At 46.2% G+C, this 26128-nt stretch carries 24 protein-coding genes and 3 tRNA genes; 12 read left to right on the top strand and 15 right to left on the bottom strand.

Annotated features, from left to right (window positions below; translation table 11 throughout):
- Nucleotides 1–64: 64 nt before the first annotated feature.
- Nucleotides 65–544 carry a peptide-methionine (S)-S-oxide reductase MsrA gene (gene msrA / locus MJO46_RS03155; protein ID WP_253988083.1) on the bottom strand — a complete coding sequence of 160 codons (480 nt, stop codon included), beginning with the start codon at nucleotides 542–544 and terminating at the stop codon, nucleotides 65–67.
- A 329-nt stretch (nucleotides 545–873) separates the two neighbouring features.
- Here msrA and astE point away from each other — a divergent pair, with 329 nt between their 5' ends.
- The 5 genes from astE to nadA all read left to right on the top strand — a co-directional run bounded on the left by astE (nucleotide 874) and on the right by nadA (nucleotide 7053).
- Entirely contained in the window at nucleotides 874–1908 is a 1035-nt protein-coding gene (astE, locus tag MJO46_RS03150) for a succinylglutamate desuccinylase (RefSeq protein WP_253988082.1), read from the top strand.
- A 162-nt stretch (nucleotides 1909–2070) separates the two neighbouring features.
- Nucleotides 2071–3249, top strand: a complete 1179-nt coding sequence (locus MJO46_RS03145) for a thiamine pyrophosphate-dependent dehydrogenase E1 component subunit alpha (protein ID WP_253988081.1) — start codon at nucleotides 2071–2073, stop codon at nucleotides 3247–3249.
- 3 nt (nucleotides 3250–3252) lie between these two features.
- The gene (locus tag MJO46_RS03140; RefSeq protein WP_253988080.1) at nucleotides 3253–4230 is read left to right on the top strand and encodes an alpha-ketoacid dehydrogenase subunit beta; all 978 of its coding nucleotides are present in this window, start codon (nucleotides 3253–3255) and stop codon (nucleotides 4228–4230) included.
- 9 nt (nucleotides 4231–4239) lie between these two features.
- On the top strand, nucleotides 4240–5838 hold the full coding sequence (locus tag MJO46_RS03135; RefSeq protein ID WP_253988079.1) for a dihydrolipoyllysine-residue acetyltransferase: 1599 nt from the start codon (nucleotides 4240–4242) through the stop codon (nucleotides 5836–5838).
- 132 nt (nucleotides 5839–5970) lie between these two features.
- A complete protein-coding gene (gene nadA / locus MJO46_RS03130) occupies nucleotides 5971–7053 on the top strand; it encodes a quinolinate synthase NadA (RefSeq protein ID WP_253988078.1) in 1083 nt (360 codons plus the stop codon).
- A 164-nt stretch (nucleotides 7054–7217) separates the two neighbouring features.
- On the opposite strand, the gene gap is transcribed toward nadA, so the two are convergent.
- Nucleotides 7218–8228, bottom strand: coding sequence for a type I glyceraldehyde-3-phosphate dehydrogenase (gene gap / locus MJO46_RS03125; protein ID WP_253988077.1), 1011 nt, complete (start codon nucleotides 8226–8228; stop codon nucleotides 7218–7220).
- 206 nt (nucleotides 8229–8434) lie between these two features.
- A complete protein-coding gene (locus tag MJO46_RS03120) occupies nucleotides 8435–9322 on the bottom strand; it encodes a DUF2989 domain-containing protein (RefSeq protein WP_253988076.1) in 888 nt (295 codons plus the stop codon).
- 203 nt (nucleotides 9323–9525) lie between these two features.
- Between MJO46_RS03120 and MJO46_RS03115 the strand changes: the two genes are divergently transcribed.
- From MJO46_RS03115 to MJO46_RS03095, 5 genes are all read left to right on the top strand, one after another.
- Nucleotides 9526–10959: a glyceraldehyde-3-phosphate dehydrogenase gene (locus MJO46_RS03115; RefSeq protein WP_253988075.1), complete on the top strand. Its 1434-nt coding sequence runs from the start codon at nucleotides 9526–9528 to the stop codon at nucleotides 10957–10959.
- Between the two features lie 232 nt (nucleotides 10960–11191).
- Nucleotides 11192–11267 (top strand) — tRNA-Gly (locus MJO46_RS03110).
- Between the two features lie 21 nt (nucleotides 11268–11288).
- Nucleotides 11289–11362, top strand: a tRNA-Cys gene (locus MJO46_RS03105).
- A gap of 49 nt (nucleotides 11363–11411) precedes the next feature.
- A tRNA-Leu gene (locus tag MJO46_RS03100) sits at nucleotides 11412–11498 on the top strand.
- A 294-nt stretch (nucleotides 11499–11792) separates the two neighbouring features.
- A complete protein-coding gene (locus MJO46_RS03095; RefSeq protein WP_253988074.1) occupies nucleotides 11793–12986 on the top strand; it encodes an amino acid aminotransferase in 1194 nt (397 codons plus the stop codon).
- A gap of 104 nt (nucleotides 12987–13090) precedes the next feature.
- Here MJO46_RS03095 and MJO46_RS03090 read toward each other — a convergent pair whose 3' ends face one another.
- Nucleotides 13091–14014 carry a YvcK family protein gene (locus MJO46_RS03090; RefSeq protein ID WP_253988073.1) on the bottom strand — a complete coding sequence of 308 codons (924 nt, stop codon included), beginning with the start codon at nucleotides 14012–14014 and terminating at the stop codon, nucleotides 13091–13093.
- Between the two features lie 387 nt (nucleotides 14015–14401).
- On the opposite strand from MJO46_RS03090, the gene MJO46_RS03085 reads away from it, so the two are divergent.
- Nucleotides 14402–15214, top strand: coding sequence for a glucosaminidase domain-containing protein (locus MJO46_RS03085; protein ID WP_253988072.1), 813 nt, complete (start codon nucleotides 14402–14404; stop codon nucleotides 15212–15214).
- A complete protein-coding gene (locus MJO46_RS03080; protein WP_253988071.1) occupies nucleotides 15207–15830 on the top strand; it encodes a DUF2987 domain-containing protein in 624 nt (207 codons plus the stop codon). The genes MJO46_RS03085 and MJO46_RS03080 overlap by 8 nt, the downstream gene beginning before the upstream one ends.
- A gap of 75 nt (nucleotides 15831–15905) precedes the next feature.
- Here the strand turns inward: MJO46_RS03080 and ttcA are convergent, their stop codons facing one another.
- From ttcA to ccoN, 11 genes are all read right to left on the bottom strand, one after another.
- A complete protein-coding gene (ttcA, locus tag MJO46_RS03075) occupies nucleotides 15906–16874 on the bottom strand; it encodes a tRNA 2-thiocytidine(32) synthetase TtcA (RefSeq protein WP_253988070.1) in 969 nt (322 codons plus the stop codon).
- A gap of 76 nt (nucleotides 16875–16950) precedes the next feature.
- Complete coding sequence (gene uspE, locus MJO46_RS03070) at nucleotides 16951–17883, bottom strand: universal stress protein UspE (protein WP_198783417.1); 933 nt, start codon at nucleotides 17881–17883, stop codon at nucleotides 16951–16953.
- A 185-nt stretch (nucleotides 17884–18068) separates the two neighbouring features.
- Nucleotides 18069–18821 carry an electron transport transcriptional regulator EtrA gene (gene etrA, locus MJO46_RS03065; protein ID WP_198783418.1) on the bottom strand — a complete coding sequence of 251 codons (753 nt, stop codon included), beginning with the start codon at nucleotides 18819–18821 and terminating at the stop codon, nucleotides 18069–18071.
- A 55-nt stretch (nucleotides 18822–18876) separates the two neighbouring features.
- Nucleotides 18877–19569 (bottom strand): sulfite exporter TauE/SafE family protein, encoded by a 693-nt coding sequence (locus MJO46_RS03060; protein WP_253988069.1) that lies wholly within the window; start codon nucleotides 19567–19569, stop codon nucleotides 18877–18879.
- Nucleotides 19566–19814, bottom strand: coding sequence for a cbb3-type cytochrome oxidase assembly protein CcoS (gene ccoS, locus MJO46_RS03055; protein ID WP_198783420.1), 249 nt, complete (start codon nucleotides 19812–19814; stop codon nucleotides 19566–19568). Before ccoS ends, MJO46_RS03060 begins: the two co-directional genes overlap by 4 nt.
- Nucleotides 19815–19853: 39 nt before the next feature.
- Nucleotides 19854–22253: a heavy metal translocating P-type ATPase metal-binding domain-containing protein gene (locus MJO46_RS03050; protein ID WP_253988068.1), complete on the bottom strand. Its 2400-nt coding sequence runs from the start codon at nucleotides 22251–22253 to the stop codon at nucleotides 19854–19856.
- Between the two features lie 22 nt (nucleotides 22254–22275).
- Complete coding sequence (locus tag MJO46_RS03045) at nucleotides 22276–22755, bottom strand: FixH family protein (RefSeq protein WP_253988067.1); 480 nt, start codon at nucleotides 22753–22755, stop codon at nucleotides 22276–22278.
- Between the two features lie 110 nt (nucleotides 22756–22865).
- On the bottom strand, nucleotides 22866–23834 hold the full coding sequence (gene ccoP / locus MJO46_RS03040) for a cytochrome-c oxidase, cbb3-type subunit III (RefSeq protein ID WP_253988120.1): 969 nt from the start codon (nucleotides 23832–23834) through the stop codon (nucleotides 22866–22868).
- A complete protein-coding gene (locus tag MJO46_RS03035) occupies nucleotides 23834–24010 on the bottom strand; it encodes a cbb3-type cytochrome c oxidase subunit 3 (RefSeq protein WP_198783424.1) in 177 nt (58 codons plus the stop codon). Before MJO46_RS03035 ends, ccoP begins: the two co-directional genes overlap by 1 nt.
- A gap of 11 nt (nucleotides 24011–24021) precedes the next feature.
- Nucleotides 24022–24648 carry a cytochrome-c oxidase, cbb3-type subunit II gene (gene ccoO / locus MJO46_RS03030; protein WP_198783425.1) on the bottom strand — a complete coding sequence of 209 codons (627 nt, stop codon included), beginning with the start codon at nucleotides 24646–24648 and terminating at the stop codon, nucleotides 24022–24024.
- Between the two features lie 12 nt (nucleotides 24649–24660).
- Nucleotides 24661–26097, bottom strand: a complete 1437-nt coding sequence (gene ccoN, locus MJO46_RS03025) for a cytochrome-c oxidase, cbb3-type subunit I (protein ID WP_253988066.1) — start codon at nucleotides 26095–26097, stop codon at nucleotides 24661–24663.
- Nucleotides 26098–26128: the final 31 nt, after the last annotated feature.

Raw genomic sequence — 26128 nt, 5'->3', positions numbered from 1 at the left:
AAAACGCACTCAGGTTAACCCATGAGTGCGTTTTTTATTTGGCCCGATTTAAGGCCAACGCGTATTAGTACTCGATATGACAACTGGGTAAGTTATTCTTATCAATATAATTTTGATGATATTCTTCCGCCACATGGAATTGCTGTAGTGGCACTATCTCAGTCACTATATGACGCAGTCCCCAACGGCCAGAGCGGGCAAAGGCGAGTTTGGAGGCCTCGGCAATGGCTTTTTGTTCACGGTCGTGGAAGAAAATGGTGCTGCGGTACTGAGTACCAATATCGCCGCCTTGCATGTTCAGGCTAGTGGGATTGTGGTTTTTCCAAAACACGTCGAGTAAGTCTTCATAGCTGACAACAGCGGGATCAAATTCCACTTGCACCACTTCGGCATGGCCTGTGTTGCCTTTTTTCACTTCTTCATAGATGGTCGCGGCGTTATTGCCGCCCATATATCCGCAGGTGGCATTCGATACGCCGTTCACTTGCCTAAAAAAATACTCCACGCCCCAGAAACAGCCGGCACCAAAGGTTGCTAACGCCATAATTAAATCCAATAGAAGTCTAGATGGCTAAGGATTGTGATTAATCTCCTGCCTAAAAGCAAGTATCGGAATGAAAATTTATCCCATACTGAACGCTGCCACCGATCCGCTGAGCTTTTGTTATCAACCGGGTTAGCTAAGTTTTTTACTTCAAAATTCAGTTGTATGACCAGAATGACCGAGATACGCCCTAAAAACTTGTGTTAGTATTGATGCGCTTTTAAAGGTGGGTATAGCCAATTGCCGTCATGCACGGTTTTATTGCACTTGATACTGAGTTTTATTGAACTGAATACTGACCTTTAGCACACCATTATAAGGAGAATTCTGTGTTACAAGCTCTGTTAGATTCAAAGGATTTTTTAGCCTTGACCCTCGCCAATCCCGAGTGCCTCGGCGATGAATTCAGCTTTACACTGGGGGAGCATACCCGAGTGGAAGTATGGGATACGGGGGTGATTGTCTTTGAACCAGCCCAAAGCGAAGGTAAAGATATTATCCTCTCCTGCGGTGTCCATGGTAATGAAACCGCCCCGATTGAACTCTGTAATACCTTAATCAAACAGCTTCTCCAGCAAAAAATCATCGCTAAGCAGCGCACGCTATTTCTTATCGGCAACCCATTAGCCATCAACAACGGCACCCGAATTATTGATGAGAACATGAATCGTCTCTTTAGCGGCGAACATTCCAATCCACCGGGCTTAGTCAATCCTGAACGGGTGCGGGCGAAAAAGCTTGAAGCCTATGTGGACAGATTTTTTACCGCAGTGGCAGAGAGTCGGCATCGTATTCACTACGACTTACACACGGCGATGCGCGCCTCAAAGCATGAAAAGTTTGCTATTTATCCCTATCGTCCTGGCCGCGCCTATAGCGGCGAGCAAATTATGTTTTTAGCGGCAAGTGGCATCGATACTGTGCTGTTTCACCACGAGCCGACCACGACATTTAGCTATTTTTCCTCCGAATGTTACGGCGCCGACGCTTTTACCATTGAGTTAGGCAAGGTCTATCCCATGGGGCAAAACGATATGACGCGTTTTATTGCCACCCAAGAGATGTTTATGCGCTTGATCACCGCTAAGCCATTGGAGCTAGATGCATTTGATGTCGAGAAGGTCAACTTGTATCAAGTGTGTCGCGTCATCAATAAACATTTCGATGATTTTGAATTTACCTTCGCCACCGATGTCGAAAATTTCAGATCTTTCCCTAGGGGCTTTGTGCTTGCGCGGGAAGGTGGGCAAGAAATCAAAGTAGAACAAGAATTTGAAGCCATAGTATTTCCCAATGCTAAGGTGCCTATTGGTAATCGAACCGTGATTTGCCTGATCCCCGCAGTCAATCCGAACGTTCGCTAAGGTTGTAAAGCAATATATACATCCAATCCGGGGATAACTTGCGGTTCGAACTGTGCCAACGGTTGATAGGTAGTTTACGTTAACGTAATGTTCGTCCGGCATATTCGTATAAATTAGGCGCCGCAAACCTTTTGCGGTGTAACGAGATAACAAGAGCACAATATGAGCAAAGCAACACTCAACACTGATACAGTGCACCGTGTCGGCTTCTTGGATAAGGCATCGCTTCACATTCCTATCCTGAGAATTCTACAGGCCGATGGCACTACCTATGAAACCGCGGTTTTGCCTGTAATAGATGAAGCCTTAGCCACCAAAATTTACGATACCTGTGTGTTCACTCGGGTACTCGATGAACGTATGTTAGGTGCCCAACGTCAAGGGCGCATCAGCTTCTATATGACCTGCACAGGTGAAGAAGCGGCAATTGTTGGCAGTGTTGCAGCACTCGATCAAGGGGATGTTATCCTCGCGCAATATCGCGAACATGCGGCGTTGCGTTACCGCGGCTTTACCACTGAACAGTTCATGAACCAAATGTTCAGTAACGAGAAAGATCTCGGTAAAGGTCGCCAAATGCCGATCCATTACGGCTGTGCGGCGCTCAACTATCAAACCATTTCATCGCCACTGGCGACGCAAATCCCACAGGCGACAGGCGTGGGTTACAGCTTGAAGATGCAGGGCAAGCGTAATGTCGCCGTGTGTTACTTTGGTGAAGGGGCCGCGTCAGAAGGGGACTTCCATGCGGGTCTCAACATGGCGGCGGTATTAAAATGCCCAGTGATTTTCTTCTGCCGTAACAACGGTTATGCCATTTCAACCCCAACCGAAGAGCAGTTTGCCGGTAACGGTATCGCCAGTCGCGGTGTGGGTTATGGTATGCATACTATCCGTGTCGATGGTAACGATATGCTCGCCGTGTTAGCCGCAACCCAACAAGCGCGGGCATATGCGATTGAGCACAATGTGCCAGTACTGATTGAAGCTATGACTTACCGCCTTGGTGCTCATTCATCATCGGATGACCCATCAGGCTATCGCTCGAAAGATGAAGAAGCGAAATGGCAACAACACGATCCGGTAAAACGCTTCAAGCTATGGCTTATCAATAAAGGTTGGTTAGCCGAAGCGGATGATGTCAAACTGCATGAAAAATATCGTGAAGAAGTATTAGCTGCAGTAAAAGTGGCTGAAAAAATTCCTGTGCCTATGCTGGATGAAATTATTGAAGATGTGTACGACAAGCCAACACCTGCACTGAAAAAACAGCTCAGCGAGCTTAAAGAACACATCAAAAAATATCCGCAAGCCTATCCAAAAAGTGCAGGGAGACTATAAGCCGTGGCTGAAATGAATATGTTACAGGCCGTCAATGAGGCCTTGTCGATCGCCATGCAAGCCGATGAGCGCATGGTGGTGTTTGGTGAAGATGTGGGCCATTTTGGTGGAGTATTTCGCGCCACTTCAGGGCTTCAAGAAAAATTTGGCCGTGATCGCTGCTTTAACACTCCGCTGACAGAGCAAGGTATTGCGGGTTTTGCTAACGGTTTAGCCTCCAATGGCATGACCGCCGTGGCCGAGATCCAATTTGCCGATTATATCTTCCCGGCGTTTGATCAAATCGTCAACGAAGCCGCCAAGTTCCGTTACCGCAGTGGTAATGAGTTCAATGTGGGCAGTTTAGTGTTTCGTACCCCATACGGTGGCGGTATTGCCGGTGGTCATTATCACTCCCAATCACCCGAAGCCTATTTTACCCAAACCCCAGGCTTAAAAGTGGTGGTGCCGCGTAATCCTGAGCAGGCCAAAGGATTATTATTAGCGTCAATCCGCGATAAAAACCCTGTGGTATTTTTTGAGCCTAAGCGTTTGTACCGTGCATCCGTGGGTGAAGTACCCGCAGGCGACTATGAAATTGAACTGGGCAAGGCCGAAGTGGTTCGTGAAGGTAAAGACATCACGCTAGTCGCTTGGGGCGCACAAATGGAAATCCTTGAAAAGGCAGCCGAAATGGCGGCTAAAGAAGGTATTTCCTGTGAAGTTATCGATCTTCGCACCTTAGCACCTTGGGATGCGGACACCATCGCCGACTCCGTTAAAAAGACGGGACGACTGCTTATCAACCACGAAGCGCCGCTAACGGGTGGCTTTGCGGGGGAAATTGCGGCAACGATTCAGCAGGAGTGTTTCTTATACCTCGAATCGCCCATCAGCCGAGTCTGTGGTTTGGATACACCGTATCCACTCGTCCACGAAAAAGAATATATGCCCGATGCGCTTAAAACCTTTGAAGCCATCAAAGCATCAGTGACCTTCTAGGAGTCCGGTATGATTAAAGATTTTATTTTGCCGGACATTGGTGAAGGCGTTGTTGAATGTGAACTCGTGGAATGGCTGGTGAAAGAAGGCGACACAGTCGTTGAAGACCAACCCATAGCCGACGTGATGACAGACAAAGCACTCGTGCAGATCCCTGCGCCCTTTGGTGGTGTGGTGACTAAGCTGTATTACGCGAAAGGCGATATTGCTAAGGTGCATGCGCCGCTCTATGCCGTGCAAATCGAAGGTGCTGATGAAGCCACTCCAGCAACACTTGCAGCAACACCAACGCCTGCGCCGACGGTTCAAACCCCGGCGAGTTCATCTAGTATCGAAGAATTTCTACTGCCCGATATTGGTGAGGGCATTGTGGAGTGTGAACTGGTCGAATGGTTAGTGCAGGAAGGCGATACCGTGGTTGAAGATCAACCCATTGCCGATGTGATGACAGATAAAGCCCTAGTGCAAATTCCGGCCATTAAAGCGGGTAAAATTGCCAAGCTGCATTATCGCAAGGGGCAGCTCGCTAAAGTGCATGCGCCTTTATATGCCATTGAAGTTGAGCAGGCGGCATCTGCATCAACATCTGCCACATCAGCCGCAACGACAAATACTGTGACTGCTTCTATGGCTGGGGCAAATGCAACACCAGCGGCGCAGGCTGTGAGTGCAGAGCCCGCCCGTCAAGGTAAAGCCTTAGCCAGCCCTGCGGTTCGCCGTATGGCGCGGGCGTTAGATATCGATTTAAGCCAAGTACCTGGCAGTGGCAAGCATGGCCGAGTCTATAAAGAAGATATCACTCGCTATCAAACTCGGGGCGTCGATAGCCCGGTTTCTGCCACGGTTCAAAGCCAAGCCGCTTCGCAAACCCAAGTGGAATCGAGTTTAGCCGCACCTCAGAAGGCGGATATTGTAGAGCCTATTCGCGGCGTAAAAGCCGTGATGGCACGCATGATGGTGGAATCGGTATCGAGCATTCCGCACTTTACCTATTGCGAAGAGTTTGATTTAACAGACTTAGTGGCTCTGCGTGAAACCATGAAGGTGAAGTATTCATCCGATGAAGTGAAGCTGACCATGATGCCTTTCTTTATGAAGGCCATGTCGCTGGCATTAACTCAGTTCCCTGTGATGAATAGCCAAGTGAATGCTGATTGCACTGAACTGACCTACAAGGCGCGTCACAATATCGGCATGGCGGTGGATTCTAAAGTCGGTCTTTTGGTACCCAACATCAAAGATGTTCAGGACAAGAGCATTTTAGAAGTGGCGGCAGAAATCACCCGCCTGACCCAAGCAGCCCGCAGCGGCCGCGTGGCGCCAGCGGATCTGAAAGACGGCACCATTTCCATCTCTAACATTGGCGCCTTAGGTGGCACAGTGGCGACGCCTATCATCAACAAACCTGAAGTGGCGATTGTGGCCTTAGGCAAGTTGCAAACCCTGCCGCGCTTTAACGCGAAAGGGGAAGTCGAAGCCCGCCAAATTATGCAAGTGAGTTGGTCTGGCGATCACAGAGTGATCGATGGTGGCACCATTGCGCGCTTCTGTAATCTGTGGAAGCAGTATCTTGAACAGCCGCAAGAGATGCTATTAGCCATGCGCTAAGCCGTTGGCACAAATAACTGACACTAAAAGGACGCTAAAAGCGTCCTTTTTTATTTGCATTGCACAAATGGGTTAATCTTTTGATCCCGATTACGTATAATTCCCGAACGTCGTTATCCTGATGGATGTGTTATGAGTCAGTTAGCCCAAAGCCCATTTGCTCCAACAATAGAAACCATTGATTACCCGTTTCCGCCTAAGCCTGTGCCTTTGTCCGATGCGCAAAAGGCCGAGTATAAGGCACGTATTAAACAGCTGCTCATTGAAAAAGATGCCGTGCTGGTTGCCCACTATTATACCGATCCTGAAATTCAAGCCCTTGCCGAAGAAACCGGCGGCTGCGTTTCAGACTCCTTAGAAATGGCACGCTTTGGCCGCGATCACCCCGCAAAAACCTTAATCGTTGCTGGGGTCAAGTTTATGGGCGAAACCGCGAAGATTTTAAGCCCAGAAAAAACCATTTTAATGCCGACCTTAGAAGCCACTTGTTCATTGGACTTAGGTTGCCCAATCGATAAGTTCAGTGCTTTTTGCGACGCGCACCCAGATCATACTGTGGTGGTTTACGCTAACACTTCAGCTGCGGTTAAAGCCCGTGCCGATTGGGTGGTAACCTCAAGCATTGCCCTTGAAATCGTTGAGCATTTAGACAGCGAAGGGAAAAAGATCATTTGGGGACCAGACCGTCATTTAGGCAGTTATATCGCCAAACAGACGGGCGCCGAAATGTTGATGTGGCAGGGCGATTGTATCGTTCACGACGAGTTTAAGGCCAATGCATTACGGGACTTAAAGAGCGTTTACCCCGATGCCGCTATCTTAGTGCACCCTGAATCTCCCGCCAGTGTGGTGGCGATGGCCGATGCCGTTGGCTCGACCAGTCAGCTGATCAAAGCAGCGCAGACTATGCCAAATGAGCGTTTTATCGTGGCGACCGATCGTGGTATTTTCTATAAAATGCAGCAGGCGGCGCCGGGTAAAACCTTAATCGAAGCGCCAACGGGCGGAAATGGCGCAACCTGTAAGAGCTGCGCCCACTGTCCTTGGATGGCGATGAATGGCTTAAAAGCCATTGAAGCGTCACTCAGCGATAGCGATAAAACCACCCATGAAATCTTTGTGGATGAAGACTTAAGAGTGAAAGCGCTTATTCCGCTGACGCGTATGCTGGATTTCGCTAAGACACTGAATATGAAAGTGAAGGGAAATGCCTAAGCGCATTATTTAGCTTTTCCTTCAGCCTAATAAAAATCCCTACCATAGCGTGGGGATTTTTTATGTCTGTTGTTTTTATTAAAACTAAGGCAATAAAAAGCCCCGCAAATGCGAGGCTTGATTGAGTAACGCGGGATCTAGTGACTAGATTGCTTTACGCTTAATTATTTGGCATTCATCAGTGCAACCGCGTTATCTAACATACGGTTACTGAATCCCCACTCGTTATCATACCAAGACATCACTTTCACTAAACGGCCGTTCACACGGGTTTGAGTAGCGTCAAAGTTTGAAGAAAACGCATTGTGGTTAAAGTCGATAGACACCAATGGCTCTTTATTGACCGCTAACACTTCGCTGAGTGGTGCTACGCTGGCTGCACGTTCGATAATGGCGTTCACTTCTTCAACCGTAGTATCACGGGCAGCGATAAAAGATAAATCCACTAAAGATACGTTAACCGTGGGTACACGTACCGCTAAACCGTCGAATTTACCTTGTAATTCAGGTACAACCAAACCTACGGCCGCTGCTGCGCCCGTTTTAGTTGGGATCATCGACAACGCCGCAGCACGGGCACGACGTAGATCTGTGTGGTACACGTCTGATAAACGTTGATCGTTGGTATAAGCATGAATGGTTGTCATCAGGCCTGATTCGATACCAATCTCGTCATTTAACGGCTTAGCGAAAGGCGCTAAACAGTTAGTAGTACATGACGCATTTGAAATCACAGTCATATCTGAGGTCAGTACATTGTTGTTCACGCCGTAAACAACGGTGGCATCCACATTTTTACCAGGTGCAGAGATAATGACTTTCTTCGCGCCCGCGGTTAAATGGGGTTGCACTGTTTCTTTAGAAGTGAAGATACCGGTACATTCAAAAACTACGTCAACTTGCAACTCGCCCCAAGGCAATTTTGCAGGATCACGTTCTTGGAAGGTCAGGATCTTATCGCCATTCACATAAATGGCTTCGGCATCATGGTCAACTTTCGCATTGAAACGACCGTGAACAGAATCGTATTTTGTCAGGTGGGCGTTGATTGAAGCGTCGCCTAAATCATTAATAGCGACAATCTTAATTGGATACGCTTTTTCGCTTTCATATAAGGCGCGTAATACGTTTCTACCGATACGGCCATAGCCATTTATTGCTACACGGATAGTCATCTCATATCCCTCTGGTGATTATAAAATTCAACTGGTAGTAAAATTACCAAACTGACAGCTATCGTCAAGCTAATTCGGTGATTCCCCCTATATTTGGTTAACAAATTAGGTGTTTTTTTACATTGCTCGCGAATTTGCTATTTTCAGCGGTCTTTTTGGGTAAAAAATTACAAGGTGGCAAACATTTTGCCGACTCAGAAACTGGGCTATTTTTCTTCGACCAAGGCGTCAGCGGTAGGCTTAACGTCAGTGCTTTGAGCCTGTGGTTCGAGCCAAGATCTCACAGTGCTAGTTGGATATTTGCCACTCTTTAATGAATCAATTAAATTCTCGGCATAACTGTCGAGTTCTGCCGCCAAACTTTTGTTACCACCGATCAAGGCTAGCATCTTATCCTCAGAATACTTCTGCTGCGTAAGTAGTAAATTTGCCTTGGTCAGCATATAAGTTTTTTCGAGTTCCTGGGTTTGACGATAGGTTGAAGCGAGTCCAAGCAACCAGTTTGCATCAAAATCATCGTAATGGATCTCTGCAAACACCTTAAGATAGAGTTGTTGTGCTTTAATGGCATTTCGATTGCTATAGTAAGTCGCTACCTGTGCGAGTAGAAAGGGATCGGTGACTTCGCCAGCATTTTCAAGCGCTAACAATCGATTTAATGCCGCGGTATCGTTAAAGCGAGTCCATTGATAGTAAGACATAAAGGGATCTTGCCGTTCGCGCGTTTGTTCTTGTAACAAACTCAAATTTTGGGTGCTAAGCCTAAATGCCCTAGCTCTGTCGGCGGTGCGATTGGTGTGGATAATGTGTTGTACACCCGAGGCCAATTCGATACAACGACTGTAATCCTCAAGATAGGTGAGTTGCTGATAAAGCTGCTTTCCTGTGGGATTAGGAGTGTCCTTTAAATCCAAGCGGTTCTGAATGAGCTTGGTTTTCTCCGGCATACACCAGCTATCTTTATGCAGATCGGCACAAATTTCAGGATTATTTTTACAAATCGTTGTGATATTTCGACCATTATCACAACCGAAAAGACCGAAAAAGCTTATCCCGAGCATAAATGATGTAATTATTACTAGATTTTGTCTCAAAATACTCTCCAATTGATATTTTTTCTAATAAAATTACAGATTTACGGAAAATATCTTACTGGCAAGAAAGCTCGCTTTTCATTACAATGGCGCCGACCAAAACCGGGTTTTCCCTAAAACCTATATAAGATTATTGGTCTTTTCGTCATGTTACTCAAACCTTTCAGTACATTTTATTGAAAAGTGAGATAAAGGATCTGTAAATGAGCGCTGATAAACACCTACAAAGTTGGCAAGAACGTTTTGAAATGGCAGAGGCGATGCAGCCTTTGCTTGGCAAGTTGTACCGTAACCAAGGCGTCGAAGTGGTGGTTTATGGTAAGCCGCTACTCAATGCTTCTACTATTGAAATCATTAAAGCGCACCGTTTAGTTCGTCGCCATGTGGGCGAAAAATTACGTTTACGCGAGAGTTTCCCCTTCGTTCAAGCATTAAGCAAACTCGCCGTTAAACAATGCAAAGTGGATATTGGTAAGCTTGCCGTTAACTATTGGCGCGACCATACCGATACCAGCGAAATTGAAAGTTACATGGCAAAATCCTTGGCTGATGCCATAGATCATGCCGATGATATCGCTCCACGTGATGTTGTACTTTATGGTTTTGGTCGTATCGGCCGTTTATTAGCGCGTTTATTGATTGAACGCACAGGTCGCAGCAATAAGTTAAGATTGCGCGCTATCGTGTTACGTGGCGGTAAGAAAGGCGATTTAGAAAAACGCGCCAGTTTGTTACGCCGTGACTCAGTCCATGGCCCATTCAATGGCTCGGTAGAAGTCGACGAAGAAAACAACGCCATCATAGCCAACGGCACTTATATCCAAGTGATTTATGCTAATTCACCCGATGAAGTGGATTACACTAAATATGGTATTAACGATGCTTTAGTCGTTGATAACACGGGTATTTGGAAGGATGAGGCGGGTCTTGGTTTACACCTTAAGAGCCCAGGTGCTAGCAAAGTATTGCTAACAGCTCCGGCAAAAGGCGCAATCAAGAATATCGTTTACGGTGTTAATGAAGGCGATATTACTCCAGAAGATATTATTGTTTCTGCGGCAAGTTGCACCACCAATGCCATTACACCCGTGCTTAAAGCCGTGAATGATAAGTATGGTATCGAGAATGGTCATGTTGAAACCATTCACTCTTACACCAACGATCAAAACTTGATTGATAACTACCACAGCGCCGACCGCCGCGGCCGCAGTGCACCATTGAACATGGTGATCACTGAAACGGGCGCAGCGAAAGCCGTTGCTAAAGCGTTACCTGTGTTAGCAGGCAAGTTAACTGGTAATGCGATTCGTGTACCAACACCGAACGTCTCTATGGCGATTATCAGCATGAATCTGAATGCTGAAACCAATAAAGATGAACTGAACGAGTACCTCAAAGATATCGCGCTACAATCACCGCTACAAAATCAAATCGATTACACTGACTCTACTGAGATTGTATCGAGCGATTTAGTGGGTTCTCGCTACGCGGGTGTGGTTGATTCGCAAGCTACTATCGCTGAAGGTAAACGTGCAATTCTGTACGTATGGTATGACAACGAGTTTGGCTACAGTTGCCAAGTGGTTGGCGTCATGCAAACCATGTTAGGCTTAACGACGCTCTCTCTACCTGCGTAAGATATTTGTGTAAAAGCAAAATCGCTAAATAAAGCGCCCAATAGGGCGCTTTTTGTTTTGACTATTTTGTGGCTGATGGTGGTTTATTGGGCAAACGATGCGGGGAAGATCATTTTTTAAAAATTGTTGATTGACTCTGAGATCTAAATCGGTAGAATGCCAATCCGCAGTCAGGGAAAGCGGTTAGATTATTTCTTTGAAGCTAAACAGTCAGTTTAAGCTGGCACAAAACGCGACATTAGCTCAGTTGGTAGAGCGATACCTTGCCAAGGTATAGGTCATCGGTTCGAACCCGATATGTCGCTCCAAGTTTTAACACTTGGTAGATTGGCGCGATGGCAGAATGGCTATGCTGCGGATTGCAAATCCGTCGATCTCGGTTCGACTCCGGGTCGCGCCTCCATAGATTAAAGTGTTAATGACACGATTCCCGTCGTTAATACACAGAGTTTGCCCGAGTGGTGGAATCGGTAGACACAAGGGATTTAAAATCCCTCGCTGGTAACAGCGTGCCAGTTCAAGTCTGGCCTCGGGTACCATAATTAAAAAGGCCTAACTTAATCGTTAGGCCTTTTTGCTTTGTCTGTGTTATTCCCATCTCCCCTACAATCATTGCTGTCATCTAATTGTGATCTAGGCAGTAAAAATCATATTTATAAAATATTTCATCATTCTGACTAAGAATGCCTCATTTATTTGCCACTTATGTTGATAAATCTATAATAGTGAAACAATTTCCTTAAGATCGGGGATAAGGAGCTATTACCCCTCCGAAGAGAGTGGTATAAATAAGCCAAAATTTCCCTACACGCGAATATTTAGGATAAGTAGTCATGATTTTCTCTCAGGTAGTACTTGCACCCGCCGATCCCATCCTTGGTTTAACTGATACTTTTAAGGCTGATCCCCGCCAAGATAAAGTCAACCTCGGTGTAGGAATTTATAAGGACGAAGCAGGACAGACCCCCGTATTACAGTCTGTTAAAAAGGCTGAGGCACTGTTGCTCGAGCAAGAGAAGACAAAAAACTACTTAGGGATTGAAGGCGTACAAGCCTATAACCGCGTAGTCCAAGAACTGCTGTTTGGTGCGGACAGTGCACTTATCACCTCGGGTCGCGCGGCCACAGCGCAAGCGCCTGGTGGTACTGGAGCATTACGTATCGCGGCCGAGTTTTTACTGCGTAACACGCCATCCCGTAACGTGTGGGTGAGTAATCCCACTTGGGCAAACCATCAGAATATCTTTGAAACCGCAGGATTAACGGTCAAAGAGTACGGCTATTACAATGCCAGTGCCCATGATATCGATTTTGATGCCATGATGACGGATCTTGCTGGTGCCGAAGCGGGCGATATCATTCTGCTGCATGGTTGCTGCCATAATCCAACGGGTATCGATTTAACGCTGGCGCAGTGGGAGAGCGTTGCAAAGCTTTGTGCCGATAAAAAACTGGTGCCGTTATTCGATTTTGCCTATCAAGGATTTGGTAGTGGAATTGAAGAGGATGCTGCAGGTTTACGTTTGGTCGCATCTAAAGTGCCTGAGCTATTAGTGGCAAACTCATTTTCTAAAAACTTTGGTTTGTATAATGAACGTATCGGCGCCGTGACTGTGGTTGCCGCGGATGCGGATGCTGCCGTACGCGCCTTTAGCCAAGTGAAGCGTACTATTCGTGCAAACTACTCAAACCCGCCCGCCCACGGCGCCTTGATCGTCAGCACCATTCTGGGTGATGCGACACTAAAAGCCATGTGGGTACAAGAAGTGACAGAGATGCGTGAGCGTATTGCCGAAATGCGCACATTATTTGTCGAGAGCTTGAAGGCTGAAGGGGTCACACAGGACTTTAGCTTTATTTCCCGTCAAAATGGTATGTTCAGCTTCTCAGGCTTAAATAAAGCCCAAGTTGCACGCCTAAAGGATGAATTCGGGGTCTATATTGTGGGTTCTGGCCGCATCAGTGTCGCGGGTATGACTAAAACCAATATGCCAGTGATCTGCAAAGCGATTGCACAAGTGCTTTAAGTTATCGCTGTGGTGATATTCGCCATAATGAAAAGGACAGCCTAGGCTGTCCTTTTCATTTTTGCTTACTTTACGTTTTTGCCTTTCATGCTTTTGAAGATGAATTAACAGGCGAGGGATTGTAAGCCTAAATCCGATTTTATTCGCAGCACAGCACTGAGTGCATCCCTCAGTCCCGCTTGATCATGCAGGTTGGGATTATGTCTGTTTTTAAGTGGAAAATAGTTAACTAACGTGTCTAAACGAACCTGCTCACCGTGGCGTAGCACTTTAGTGATCACAGGCTTTCCAATCACCTGATGGCACCAAGCAATGCGTTGTTCAAGACTAAATTGAGCCGCTGGGGATGATTCTTCATCGAGATTATCAATAAAGATCACTGGCGCTTTAGATGCCGCCACACTTTTGGCAAAACGGGGCAATAGGAGCGGAGGCATAATACTGGTCAAGAAACTACCTGGGCCTAAGATGATCAGATCGGCTTGACCAATGGCTTCACAGGCTTCAAAAGTGGCATCCACCATAGGTTCAAGGCACAGTGCAATCGGTGCTTCAGCCATTTTATCGACATTCACTTCACCAAAAACTTTGCTACCACATGCCTGAAGCGCGACCAAGTGTGTAGGCTGTTCCGACATAGGAATAAGCCTAGTCTCTATTTTCAAAAGATTGCGAATAATATCCACCGCCTCGAGAGGCCTAACGCAGAGTTGATCCAGCGCTAACAGCATGAGGTTCCCTAGATTATGACCACTCAACTCAGAATCGCCTTGGAAACGATATTCAAACAGCTGTGAGCCGACAGAAGGGCGATAGGCGAGGTGTGATAGACAATTGCGAAGATCACCCCAGGCAATACAATCCTGCTGCGCCCTTAATCTGCCCGTTGAGCCACCGTTATCCGTTGTGGCGACAATACCAGTAAGGCGCTTACCTAGAAAATCGAGTGAGGAGAGGACTCGGCCTAAACCATGGCCCCCACCAATGGCGACGACATTATTATACTGATTTAAGAGCTGATGCTGCATATGGGTTGTTCCTTCCTGAATACCCGATAAAATCTTGGCCTGTCCATTCGCAAAACCTAAATTACACTATTTGAATTGAATTAAGGTGGGTACGGTTCCAATCCGTGCCCCTCTTAACGCACTCAATCAATGCATTCAATGGTTCTGCCAGCGATGGGAACCTTAGTATAAAAGCTCAGTCAAAAGCATGCACTAAAAATTCGACTTAAATATTGCACCTATGGGTGCTTGCTCTTGTTTTAGAGCTGACGACAAGCTTGCCATATATCCGCTTGATGTCACATAGGAATATTGGCTCAAGATCACTCGATTTCGTAAAATCCAAGATATGGCATATAATCTGGCGTTTATTTTGCCAATACAAACTGAGAGAACAAAGGTGGCTTATTGAAAACGGGTAGAATTGGTTCATTTACACTGGCGTTAGCCATGGTGATATTAGCAATATTTTCGCTGAGAATTTGGCTCATCCCTACTGCAGATGAGTCCGTTTCCATTGTGGCCCAATTGGAAAACTCCGTCGATCCTGTGACTCAAGTACCTGACTTCTCAGCTATAAGCGATATCACGCAAAAGAAGAAAGCTTTTTTCGATTTCCTAAGACCCATCATTCAACAACAAAATGCCATTATTGCTACCGAGCGTGATTTTGTCAGCGACATGGGCAAGTTGATTGAGAGTGGTGAAAGTCTATCGGAAACACAGCTAGCGCAGCTCAATCAACTTTTTGATAAATATCAGTATGCCGCACGAAATATTGACTCTAAGTCACTGAACAGCCTGCTTAAACGTGTTGATATAGTGCCAGAATCTATGGTGCTTATTCAGGCTGCGAATGAATCTGGCTGGGGAAGTTCACGTTTCGCTCGAGAGGGTTTTAACTTTTTTGGCGAGTGGTGCTTTAGTGAGGGGTGTGGCATTGTGCCATCTTCCCGCGGCTCAGGAAAAGTCCACGAAGTCAAAGTCTTCCCTTCGGTTGATGCCTCAGTGGCATCATATATGCGCAATTTAAATGCGAATACGGCCTACACATTGTTTCGCTCTATTCGCGCCGACTTACGGTCGCAGGAACTCGAGCCCACCGCAGATCAATTAATTTATGGATTAGTGAATTATTCTGAAAGGCAAGAAGCTTATATCGATGAATTACTCGATATGTTACGTCACAATGAAAAATATTTGGTGAAGCTTGATGTATAAAAAATGCTTATTAGCAGGGTTATGTTTATGGACGTCTATGGCACATTCATCAACTATATCCCTTGAATATAAAGGTTTCTACGATAGATTAAAGCAAGTTAATAAGGGCGGTTATCAACTCGTCGAAGTGGCATTCAGTGTGCCTATGCAACCAAATTGCATTATACAAAGCGGTACCATTTCAAGTGAAAAAACTTCAACGCCATTAACTTATACCTCGGCTCAGCGATTATTTATCCCCTTCGATGATGCTTTAAAGGATCAGCGGGCCTTAGTTAATCTGAATTTTGCAGGCAGTGCCGAGGGCTGCGCCATTGCGATGCAGGTCCGTGCTAAGCGAACCCTAACTGAGTACGATAAAGCGCAGTTGCAGCAACTCGTTGATGAAATGGATAATTTACTTGGGACCATGCAAGGATTCCCCATGCGCTATTTTAGGGAGCCAATTGCAGGGCTGAATTTTGAGTTTAGCCCCGAGCAAGACATTAGCGTCAGTGTTGATGGACGTGAGCAACACATCAAAGGCAGTTTTAAATTAACCGCCGCAGAGCTTGATTCAGTGAATTCATTAGGTTTCAGCCAACCACCTGCGATATTAAGTCCTTGGGTGAAATAACCCCTTAAGAAACAAAAAGTTTAGCACAATAAAAATGCCCACAGATGTGGGCATTTTTATTGTTAGCCTAGGGCATTAAACCTCATAGACATTGACAATATCGATACGCTTAACCGCGTCTAAATCAATATGGCCATTATTGGCAATATCGAGAAAATCGAAGGCGGGTAAGTCGGCCTCGGCTACATCCCCTTTCATCGGGGCATTGGGGTCGCGTTTGAGCGAGATAAAGTCAAATTGCTCACGGTCAACACCTTGGGATGGCGCGGTATTTTGCATGGCGGTAAAAATGGTTTCGATACGGCCTGGATATTGTTTATCCCATTGGTTAAGCATGTCTTTAACGGCTTGACGCTTTAAGTTTTCCTGTGAGCCACATAGATTACAGGGAATAATAGGGAACTGCTTTAGCTCGGCATATTCCTCTAAATCTTTTTCGCGGCAGTAGGCTAAAGGGCGAATAACCACATTGGCCCCATCATCCGACAGCAGTTTAGGTGGCATAGCTTTCATCTTGCCGCCGAAGAACATGTTTAAGAACAAGGTCTCGATAATATCGTCCCTGTGATGGCCTAGGGCAATTTTTGTCGCGCCGATACGTTGGGCAAAGCCGTAGAGCGTGCCGCGGCGTAGGCGAGAGCACAGGGAGCAGGTAGTTTTCCCCTCGGGGATTTTATCCTTTACTATCGAGTAAGTGTCTTTCTCGAGAATATGATAGGGGATGTTTAACTTATCCAGATAAGCGGGCAGCACATCTTCGGGGAAACCGGGTTGCTTCTGATCTAAATTCACCGCAATAATTTCAAACTGAATGGGTGCGCGTTGCTGCAGATTCATCAGAATATCGAGCATGGCATAACTGTCTTTACCACCACTGAGGCAGCACATGACACGGTCACCATCTTCAATCATATTGTAATCGGCGATGGCGCTACCCACTTCACGACGCAGACGCTTTTGCAATTTATTCAGACGGGTAGTTTGTTTTTTTGATAATTCTTCAGACATTTGACTCGCCATAACTTCAGACATAGCTTCCAACATAAAAAAGCGCCCAGTAACACAGTTTCAGGGCGCGTATTATTCCAGCTATCTTAGGCGGGGTAAAGAGCGGAGTGCTTTAAGCCTCTTCTAAGGGGGATTTATAACCATCAGGCTTAATCGCTAATAAATCGCAATTAATGCTATCAATCACATGCTCTGCGGTATTGCCAATTAATGCGGCGGAGAACCCAGTGCGGCCTACAGTCCCTAGGATCACAAGCTCTGCATCTAATTGCTCGGCCAGTTCAGGAATAACATCCTCTGGTAAGCCTTCTTTTACATGGCAACGGTTTTCATCAATGCCATAAGCCTTCGCAAGGTAATTGACACGTTGTTCATGTTGCACGCGAATAGTGTCATTGTAGGTTTGTGCATCAAAATCAGGCAATTCAATCGCCAAGTTAATTGGCGTTCCCGGATAACCATTGACTAAATGGACTTCGGCAGCAAATTTAAGCGCCAAATCCTTTGCATGTTCGATAATTTTACCGTTTAGCATTTGATGATCGGTATCTTCGGTTGCCACGTTGACGGCACAAAGAATTTTGCCCGCATCTGGCCAATCATGGTCCTTGACCATTAATACCGGCACAGGGGCTTTACGCATTAAATGCCAATCGGTTGGGGTGAAGATCACCGCCTTAAGTTTGTCATGGGCGTGGGTTCCCTTAACAATCAAATCGTATTGACCTGCAATCGCATGGTTAATAATGCTTTCGAAGGGACGATTATGCCAAATGACTTGGGTGTCGATACTGAGTTGTAAATGACTATAGGCCGCGAGTAAGTCTTGGATCCATGCTAATCGTTGGTCGATCACCCCTTGACGCATGGCTTCACGTTCCTGATTAGACAGAATCGAGGTCATTTCATAGGAGAAATCAAAAATAGAAAGAAACACAGTTACATGGGCATTAGATTTACTCGCTAAGGTTACGGCGCGAGCGAGGGCAACCTGATTTTCAGTCGTGGGGTCAACGACAACCAGTATTTTTTGATAATCCTTCATAGCATGTTCCTTTAGTCATAGGCTCATCTTTATCATGAGCCTTTGGCAGTTAGCTGTATTGTTCTAGATCAAAAGTCATTTAAAAAACAGTCTCTAACATTCAAGCAGTATAAATATTAACCCACAAATGTTTTGCCGCAACGTTTGGGTTTAACACCATTAAGGGGGGCGATTCTCTGCGTGAGTTATCTCGCGATTCTGGCGTTCCCGGCTAATAAGTTTAGCTCTTGGTGATCGACTATAGTGATGTATTTGCCTTTCACTTCAATTAAGCCTGATTTTTGGAAACGGCCGAGTAGGCGGCTGATGGTTTCAACGGTAAGTCCAAGGTAGTTACCTATATCACCGCGAGTCATAGTTAAACGGAATTCTTTGGGTGAAAAACCACGGTTGCCAAAACGATTCGCAAGATTGCTAATAAATGCGGCGAGGCGTTCCTCGGCATTTTTTTTACTGAGCAAGAGGATCATTTCTTGATCGCTCATAATTTCATTGCTCATTAGGCGCATAATTTGTTGGCGCAGCTTAGGCATAGTGCCCGAGAGTTCATCGAGAATATTAAAGGGGATTTCACATACCATGGAGGTTTCGAGCGCTTGGGCAAAACTTTGATGCAACTGCGCGTGAATACCGTCGAAACCAATGACATCACCCGCTAAATGAAAACCAGTTATCTGCTCATCACCTTGTTCGGTAATGGTATAACTCTTGATGGTGCCAGAGCGGATCGCAAACAGGGATTTTAAGGGATCGCCTGATTTAAAAATTTGTTCACCTTTTTGGATAGGTTTTTTGCGCTCAATAATATCATCGAGTTGATCGAGTTCATTGGCATTAAGGGTAAAAGGAATGCAAAGGGTACCCATACTGCAGTCGTGACAATGGATTGTGCATCCGCTAGCAGCGGGGCGACGATTTTTATTCTGTTCGATTGTCATGTCGGTTCTCAAGTTAAGCTACTGTTGCCATGTTAAACCAATTCACTCACTTGGGCTAGTTTAGCTGCGCCAGTGCGATATATAAAGTTTGCCCACCGAAGGCGATTAAAAGTAAGCCACTCAATAGTCTAACTGTTTTCTTTTGCACCCAGTTGGCAAGCCGTTTTGCCGCCACGCCAGCACTCAATAGCGCGGGTAAGGTGCCCAAACCAAAAGCAAGCATGATGAGCGCGCCTTGAATTGCAGAGCCAGAAGCCACTGACCAAGTCAGGGTGCTATAGACGAGGCCGCAAGGGAGCCAGCCCCATATAAAACCGGCCATAACCGCTTGATGTGGATTTTTAATAGGAACAAGGCGCTGAGCTAGGGGTTTTAAATAGTGCCATAACCATTGACCGACGCGCTCAATTTGCACTATTCCAACCCAAATTTTAGCGATATAGAGTCCAGTTGCGATCATCATTAATCCGGCAATGATACGCAGGACAATGAGGTAGATATCCAGTTGAAATAAGTGACCCAGACCTGCCGAGGATGCGCCTACCAAACCACCCGCTAAGGTGTAACTCAAAATTCGCCCAAGGTTGTAACTCAGTAAATACTTGAGCTGATGGGCCAGCAGATCACCTGTTTTTGGATGAGGGATTTGGGCTGAAAAAGCGCCAACTAAACCGCCACACATACCAAAGCAATGGGCCGCGCCCATCAAACCAACAAGAAATGCGCCAGTGACATTGTACTCAATCACAAAGGCATGCCTTTTTGCTGATTTTTTATCGCTTGCTGCGCCGCCATTTCATCATGCTGGGCTGCAGTCTGAGTCACGGGTGTCGGTGTTTGGCCGGGTTTATCGGTGTTTTCATCAAACAGAATGGAAACACTTTGACGGTCAAGATCGTCAAATTGTTCTGATTTCACCGCCCAAAAAAATACCATTACCGCGATGGCGACAAAGATCATGGCAATGGGGATAAGCACATAAATAATTTCCATAATGACCTCTTACTATTCTGGTTAAACTTTTAATGATGTTTACACTTTAACCCGCAATAATCTCAGGCTATTACCAACCACGATCAAAGAACTCGCCGACATGCCAATTGCGGCAATATAAGGTGCAACATGGCCAGTGACGGCTAACGGCAAGATCAGGGCGTTATAACCCAGCGCCCAGGCTAAATTTTGCCTGATAATCTGCGTTGTCAGTTTAGCGACCGCCACGGCTTGGGTGAAGCGCGACAGATGATCCCCAAGTAGGATCAAGTCGGCACTGTTTTTGGCGATAGCGCTACCGCTGCCCATGGCGACCGACAAATCGGCCCCCGCCAATACTGGCGCATCATTAATACCATCACCAAACATGGCTACTTGGGTCGATTTTTGTAACTCGGTAACTAAAGCGAGCTTATCGGCCGGGGTTAAACCGCTATGCACATCCTCAATGCCTAACTCTTTGGCCAGTTGGTGCACGTGCATCGAGCTATCGCCGCTGGCGATACTGACAAGGCAACCCTGTTGTTTTAAGGTCTCCACTGTCACTTTGCTGTCTACGCGAATATTGTCTTGAATATCGAAGCAGGCTATCAGCTCGGGTAATTCACCATTTAAACGGGCTAGCCAAATTTGCTGTAGGGTCAAACTGTTATCTACTTTTGCCCCGGTAAAATGGGCATTGCCAATTCGATACTCAACACCCTCTATTATACCTTTGATCCCAAAACCCACTTCGTGGTGAACTTGCTCGGCAACAAGACGACTATCCGCATAGGGAGCAAACGCATTGGCAATGGGATGGCGGGAGCCACTTTCAAGTGCTGCGGCAATCGCGAGTGCTTTATCCTGTGCTATATCACCATAGCAGGCTATCTGGCCTAAAGAGAGAGTACCACAGGTAAGGGTGCCGGTTTTATCAAAGACCACATGTTTAATCTGCGGCAGTTTTTCAAATACCCCGGCCTTACGGGTAATGATCCCAAGGCGGGTAAAAATGGCGGTGGCGCAGGTCACAGCCGTTGGGGTTGCTAGCGCTAGGGCGCAGGGGCAGGTCGCCACTAATACCGACAGTGTGACCCAAAAGGCATCCTCGGGGGAAATCTGCAGCCAAACCAAATAGGTGATGGTCGCAATAGTCAGAATAGTCCCCGAGAAATAGCGGGATAATTTATCGGCTAATAGCGCAATCGCAGGTTTTGTATTGGAGGCGAGCTCCTGCAGGCGAATAATTTCGGCCACCAGTTGATCTTGCCCCAGTGCAGTAACTTTGACTTTGATGGGTTGTTCGACGTTGATGGTGCCTGCGTAAACTTGGCTAGTAACAGGCTTTTCTATCGGCATTTGCTCGCCAGTGAGCATGGCTTCATTGATGCTAGTATGGCCTTCAATCACGACACCATCGGCCGCAACCATTTCACCTGGTTTCACAAGGATCACATCATCGAGACGTAACTTTTTGGCGGGAACTTCTTCTTGAGCATTTTCAGTGACTAAGTGCGCAGTGAGTGGCACCAACTTATGCAAATTACTGGAGCTAACCGAGGCTTTTTGTCTAGCCTTTTGCTCGAAATACCGCCCAAGTAACAAGAAGAAAGTAAACATGGACACAGATTCAAAATACACTTCGCCTGTGCCATTGACGGTAGCAAAACAACTTGCAGTGTAGGCACCACCAATCGCGATGGAGACAGACACATCCATATTGAGTTTACCGCTGAGCAAGGTGCGAATGGCGCTAAAATAGAAGGGCTGCGCCGAATAGAGCACCACAGGTGTGGCGAAAATCATGCTCACCCAACGGAAATAGTCCCGATATTGCACGTCAAGATCGGTAAAATAGCCGGTATAGAGGGCGAGGGCGAACATCATCACCTGCATGGTCGCAAAGCCAGCTAAGCCTAAGCGCAGCAAAAATTTACGACTATTTTGTTTGCTGCTTCGTTCCTGCTCATCCACTTGATAGGGCGCGGCTTGATAGCCGATGCGACTAATTTGCCCGAGAATATCGCTCAGTTTTACCGCGCGTTTATCCCAACTGATCATCGCCCTTTGGGTGGTGGAGTTAACGAGCACTTGGCTCACACCCGCGAGCTGTTTTACTTTATGCTCAATCAGCCAAGCACAGGCAGCGCAGGTAATGCCATCGATGGAGAGTGACACCGACTCGATATTGTCCACTGAATGCACGAAGTCTTGCTGCACTTCGGGCAAGTCATAGGCACTAAATTGCGTTAAGGCTACGGGGACAAGGGCGGTTTGTTTACTGCCAGGTTCGGTGCGAAATTTGTAGTAACTGAGTAATCCCGCATCCACAATGGCTTGGGAAACCGCCTGACAACCCGGGCAACACATCAGTTCATCACGATCATTAATGCGAGTCACAAACTGTGTGCCCGTGAGTACGGGCTCATTACAGTGGAAACAACTTGGATGTGTCATAGCCATTCTTATTCAACTACAATCAATTCAACCACAACTGGACATTATCTTTTAATTCAACACGTTGATGAATACGCCATTTACCATCAAAACCTTCTAAGCGCACTTCCCATGGACCTGTGAGTACATCGGGCAGGGTAATACGGTAGACATGATTCGCATCGGCGGTCACGGTCAGCTTAAGATCTCTGTCTGCCAGTGTTGGGTGATAAAATTCGACTTTCAATGCGGCTTGATAAGCTGGTCCACCGTGTTGAGTCAGCAGCACTTCATGGTGATTCTGCTCGAGTGAAAATTGCATGCCTATTTGTTTGGCATACTTCACTTTACTTAAGTCCATATTGATGGCTTTGCCATCTTTATAGTAATCCTCGGCGACTAAGGAGTCTGAGTTTGAGAGGGCAATTTTTAGTGTGGTAAAACTTGCGACGACAGCACATAAGGGAAGAATAATTAAAAACCAAGGCCAGAACTGCTTATACCAGGCTTGTTGTTCGTTCATGTTAAATACCCATTCAAAAAATTTGCGCCATTTTACCGTTAAAAGGCAGTTTTAGCACTTTAAAAAAAAGGCCTCGAAGTCTTCGAGGCCTTAGGGTTACTCATATCTAATTACTTGTTTGACAAGCTATAAACATAAGCTGTGATCACGTGAACTTTCTCTTCACCGAGAACGTCCTTCCACGCTGGCATCACACCTGCGCGGCCATGTTTAATGGTTTCTTCAACCATGCCACGGCTACCGCCATATAACCAAACATCGTCAGTTAAATTAGGTGCACCCATGAGTTTATTGCCTTTTGCGTCCATACCGTGACACGCAAAACAACCTTTCATAAATGAACCTTGACCAAGAGCTGCGAGTTTCTCGTCATGCTCACGACCAGATAATTTAATAACGTATTCGGCTAAACCCGCAATCTCGCTGTCATCGATTGGCAAACCACCTTTAGGTGGCATCATGCCATGACGACCGCCCATGATAGTGGTTTTAATCGTGGCTAAATCGCCACCATATAACCAGTCACCATCGGTCAAGTTAGGGAAGCCTTTGCTACCACGAGCATCAGAGCCATGGCACTGTGCACAGTTTTGCAGGAACAAACGGCCACCCACTTTTAACGCTTCTTGGTTTTTCACTAGTTCTTCTAGTGGTGTCGCCAAGTAAGCCGCGAAGATGGGACCATATTTTTCGTTAGCGTGTTTTACTTCTTGGTCATACTGAACATAACGGCCTTCTTCCGCTGCTAGCGCAATCGCTGCTGCAGAATCGACTTTGATACCTTGTTCAGTACCAATGCTTTGGTTGGCACTGCTCCAGCCTAATAGGCCTTTGTAGTTACCTAAACCAGGAAATAAGACTAGATAGATCAAGCCAAACACGATAGTGATATAGAACATATAACTCCACCATTTTGGCAGTGGGTTATTGAGTTCTTCAATACCATCGAAACTGTGACCCATAGATTCGCCTTCTTTCACATCCGTGGTGTTTTTTGAACACACACGTAGTAATAGAAAACATCCAGCGATCACAATTAACGAGAGTACGCTAATCCAAATACTCCAGAAGCTACTCATCACTTATTCTCTCCTGAGTCCTTCGATTTCTTGCCGATTTCCTCATCGGAAAACACAAGATTAGCCGCTTCATCAAAGGATTTTTGACGACGCGAGCTATATGCCCAAGCAAATATACCGACGAAGGTCAGCATCACAATGATGGTCAAAATGCCTTGTAATGTGCCGTAATCCATATATTGCCTCCTTATTTGAGTGCGTGACCCAAAGACTGAAGATATGCGATCAAGGCTTCCATTTCTGTCTTGCCTTCAACCGCTTTCTGAGCACCTGCGATTTCTTCATCGGTATAAAGATCATTACCTTTGTAACCGCCTTTATGCAGGTCACGCAGAATAGTCATCTTATCGCCAGTCAGTTTGCCGTCTAACTTGTTTTCGGCAAGCCAAGGGAAGGCGGGCATATTCGATTGAGGTACTACCGCACGGGGATCGATTAAGTGAACTTCATGCCACTTATCGCTGTAGCGACCGCCAACACGGGCAAGATCTGGACCTGTACGCTTAGAACCCCATTGGAATGGGTGATCCCAAACGGATTCACCGGCAACAGAATAATGACCATAACGCTCAGTTTCAGCACGCAGAGGACGGATCATCTGGCTGTGGCAGTTGTAACAACCTTCACGAACATAGATATCACGACCTTCAATCTGCAGGGCAGTGTAGGGCTTTAAACCTTCTACAGGTTCAGTGGTATCCTTTTGGAAAATCAACGGTGTGATTTCTACAAGGCTACCGAAACTGATAGCGATAACGGTAAATATCGCTAACAAACCGATGTTTTTTTCAACTATCTCATGATTAAATTTCATCGAGTTTGCTCCTTAAGCCGCTGTTGGTTCAGCCAATGCTGGCAATGAATCTTTAGAGGCTTTCACAGTACGAATCACGTTATATGCCATGATCAGCATACCGGTTAAGAAGAAACAACCGCCGAGGAAACGTACGAAGTAGAAAGGATAAGAAGCTTCCAGACTTTCAACAAAGCTATAAGTCAAAGTACCGTCAGCGTTAACTGCGCGCCACATCAGACCCTGCATTACACCCGAAATCCACATAGACACGATGTAAAGCACAGTACCAATAGTCGCTAACCAGAAATGGACGTTGACTAACTTGATGCTATACATACGGCCATGGCCGAACAGTACAGGGATCAAGTGATACAGAGAACCGATAGAGACCATTGCCACCCAGCCTAGCGCGCCGGAGTGAACGTGACCTACAGTCCAATCTGTATAATGAGATAAAGCGTTAACTGTCTTGATGGCCATCATAGGTCCTTCAAAGGTAGACATACCATAGAAAGACAGTGAAACAACCAAGAAACGCAGTACAGGATCAGTACGCAGCTTATGCCAAGCACCAGACAAGGTCATGATACCGTTGATCATACCGCCCCAAGAAGGTGCGAATAGGATCAGTGACATTACCATACCTAAAGACTGAGTCCAGTCAGGTAACGCTGTGTAATGTAAGTGGTGAGGACCAGCCCAAATGTACAGTGCGATCAGTGCCCAGAAGTGCACGATTGACAGACGGTATGAGTAAACAGGACGACCCGCTTGCTTAGGTACGAAGTAGTACATCATCCCCAAGAAGCCAGCGGTTAACAAGAAACCTACCGCATTATGGCCATACCACCATTGCACCATGGCATCGACGGCACCACTATACAGAGAGTATGACTTAAACAGGCTAACGGGTACTGCCATAGAGTTAACTATGTGAAGTACGGCGACTGTGATGATAAATGCACCAAAGAACCAGTTCGCTACGTAAATATGCGAGGTAGTTCGTTTGATAATAGTGCCGAAGAACACTATTGCATAGGATACCCACACGATAGTGATGGCAATATCGATAGGCCATTCTAACTCAACATATTCTTTACCTTGGATGAAACCCATTGGCAGAGAGATGGCTGCTGACAGAATGATGGCTTGCCATCCCCAAAACGTAAATGCGGCTAACTTAGGTGCAAATAGTCGGGTTTGACAGGTGCGTTGTACGACATAATAGGATGTTGCAAAGAGGGCTGATGTTCCGAACGCGAAGATCACCGCATTGGTGTGTAATGGTCGCAGGCGACTATACGTTAACCAAGGTGTTTCAAAGTTCAGTTGAGGCCAGATTAACTGAGCCGCAATTAATACACCGACTGACATACCAACAATACCCCACAAAACTGTGGTTAAGGCAAATTGGCGGACAATGGTGTAATTGTAATCAGCGCCTGTTGGCTGGGAATGGTTCATCATAATGCTTCCACTGCTTATTACTTTTACTTTT

The organism is Shewanella sp. KJ2020, assembly GCF_024197625.1.
Lineage (GTDB): Bacteria > Pseudomonadota > Gammaproteobacteria > Enterobacterales > Shewanellaceae > Shewanella.
Note: the sequence above shows the minus strand (reverse complement) of the source record. Positions and strands in the feature narration are given on the sequence as shown.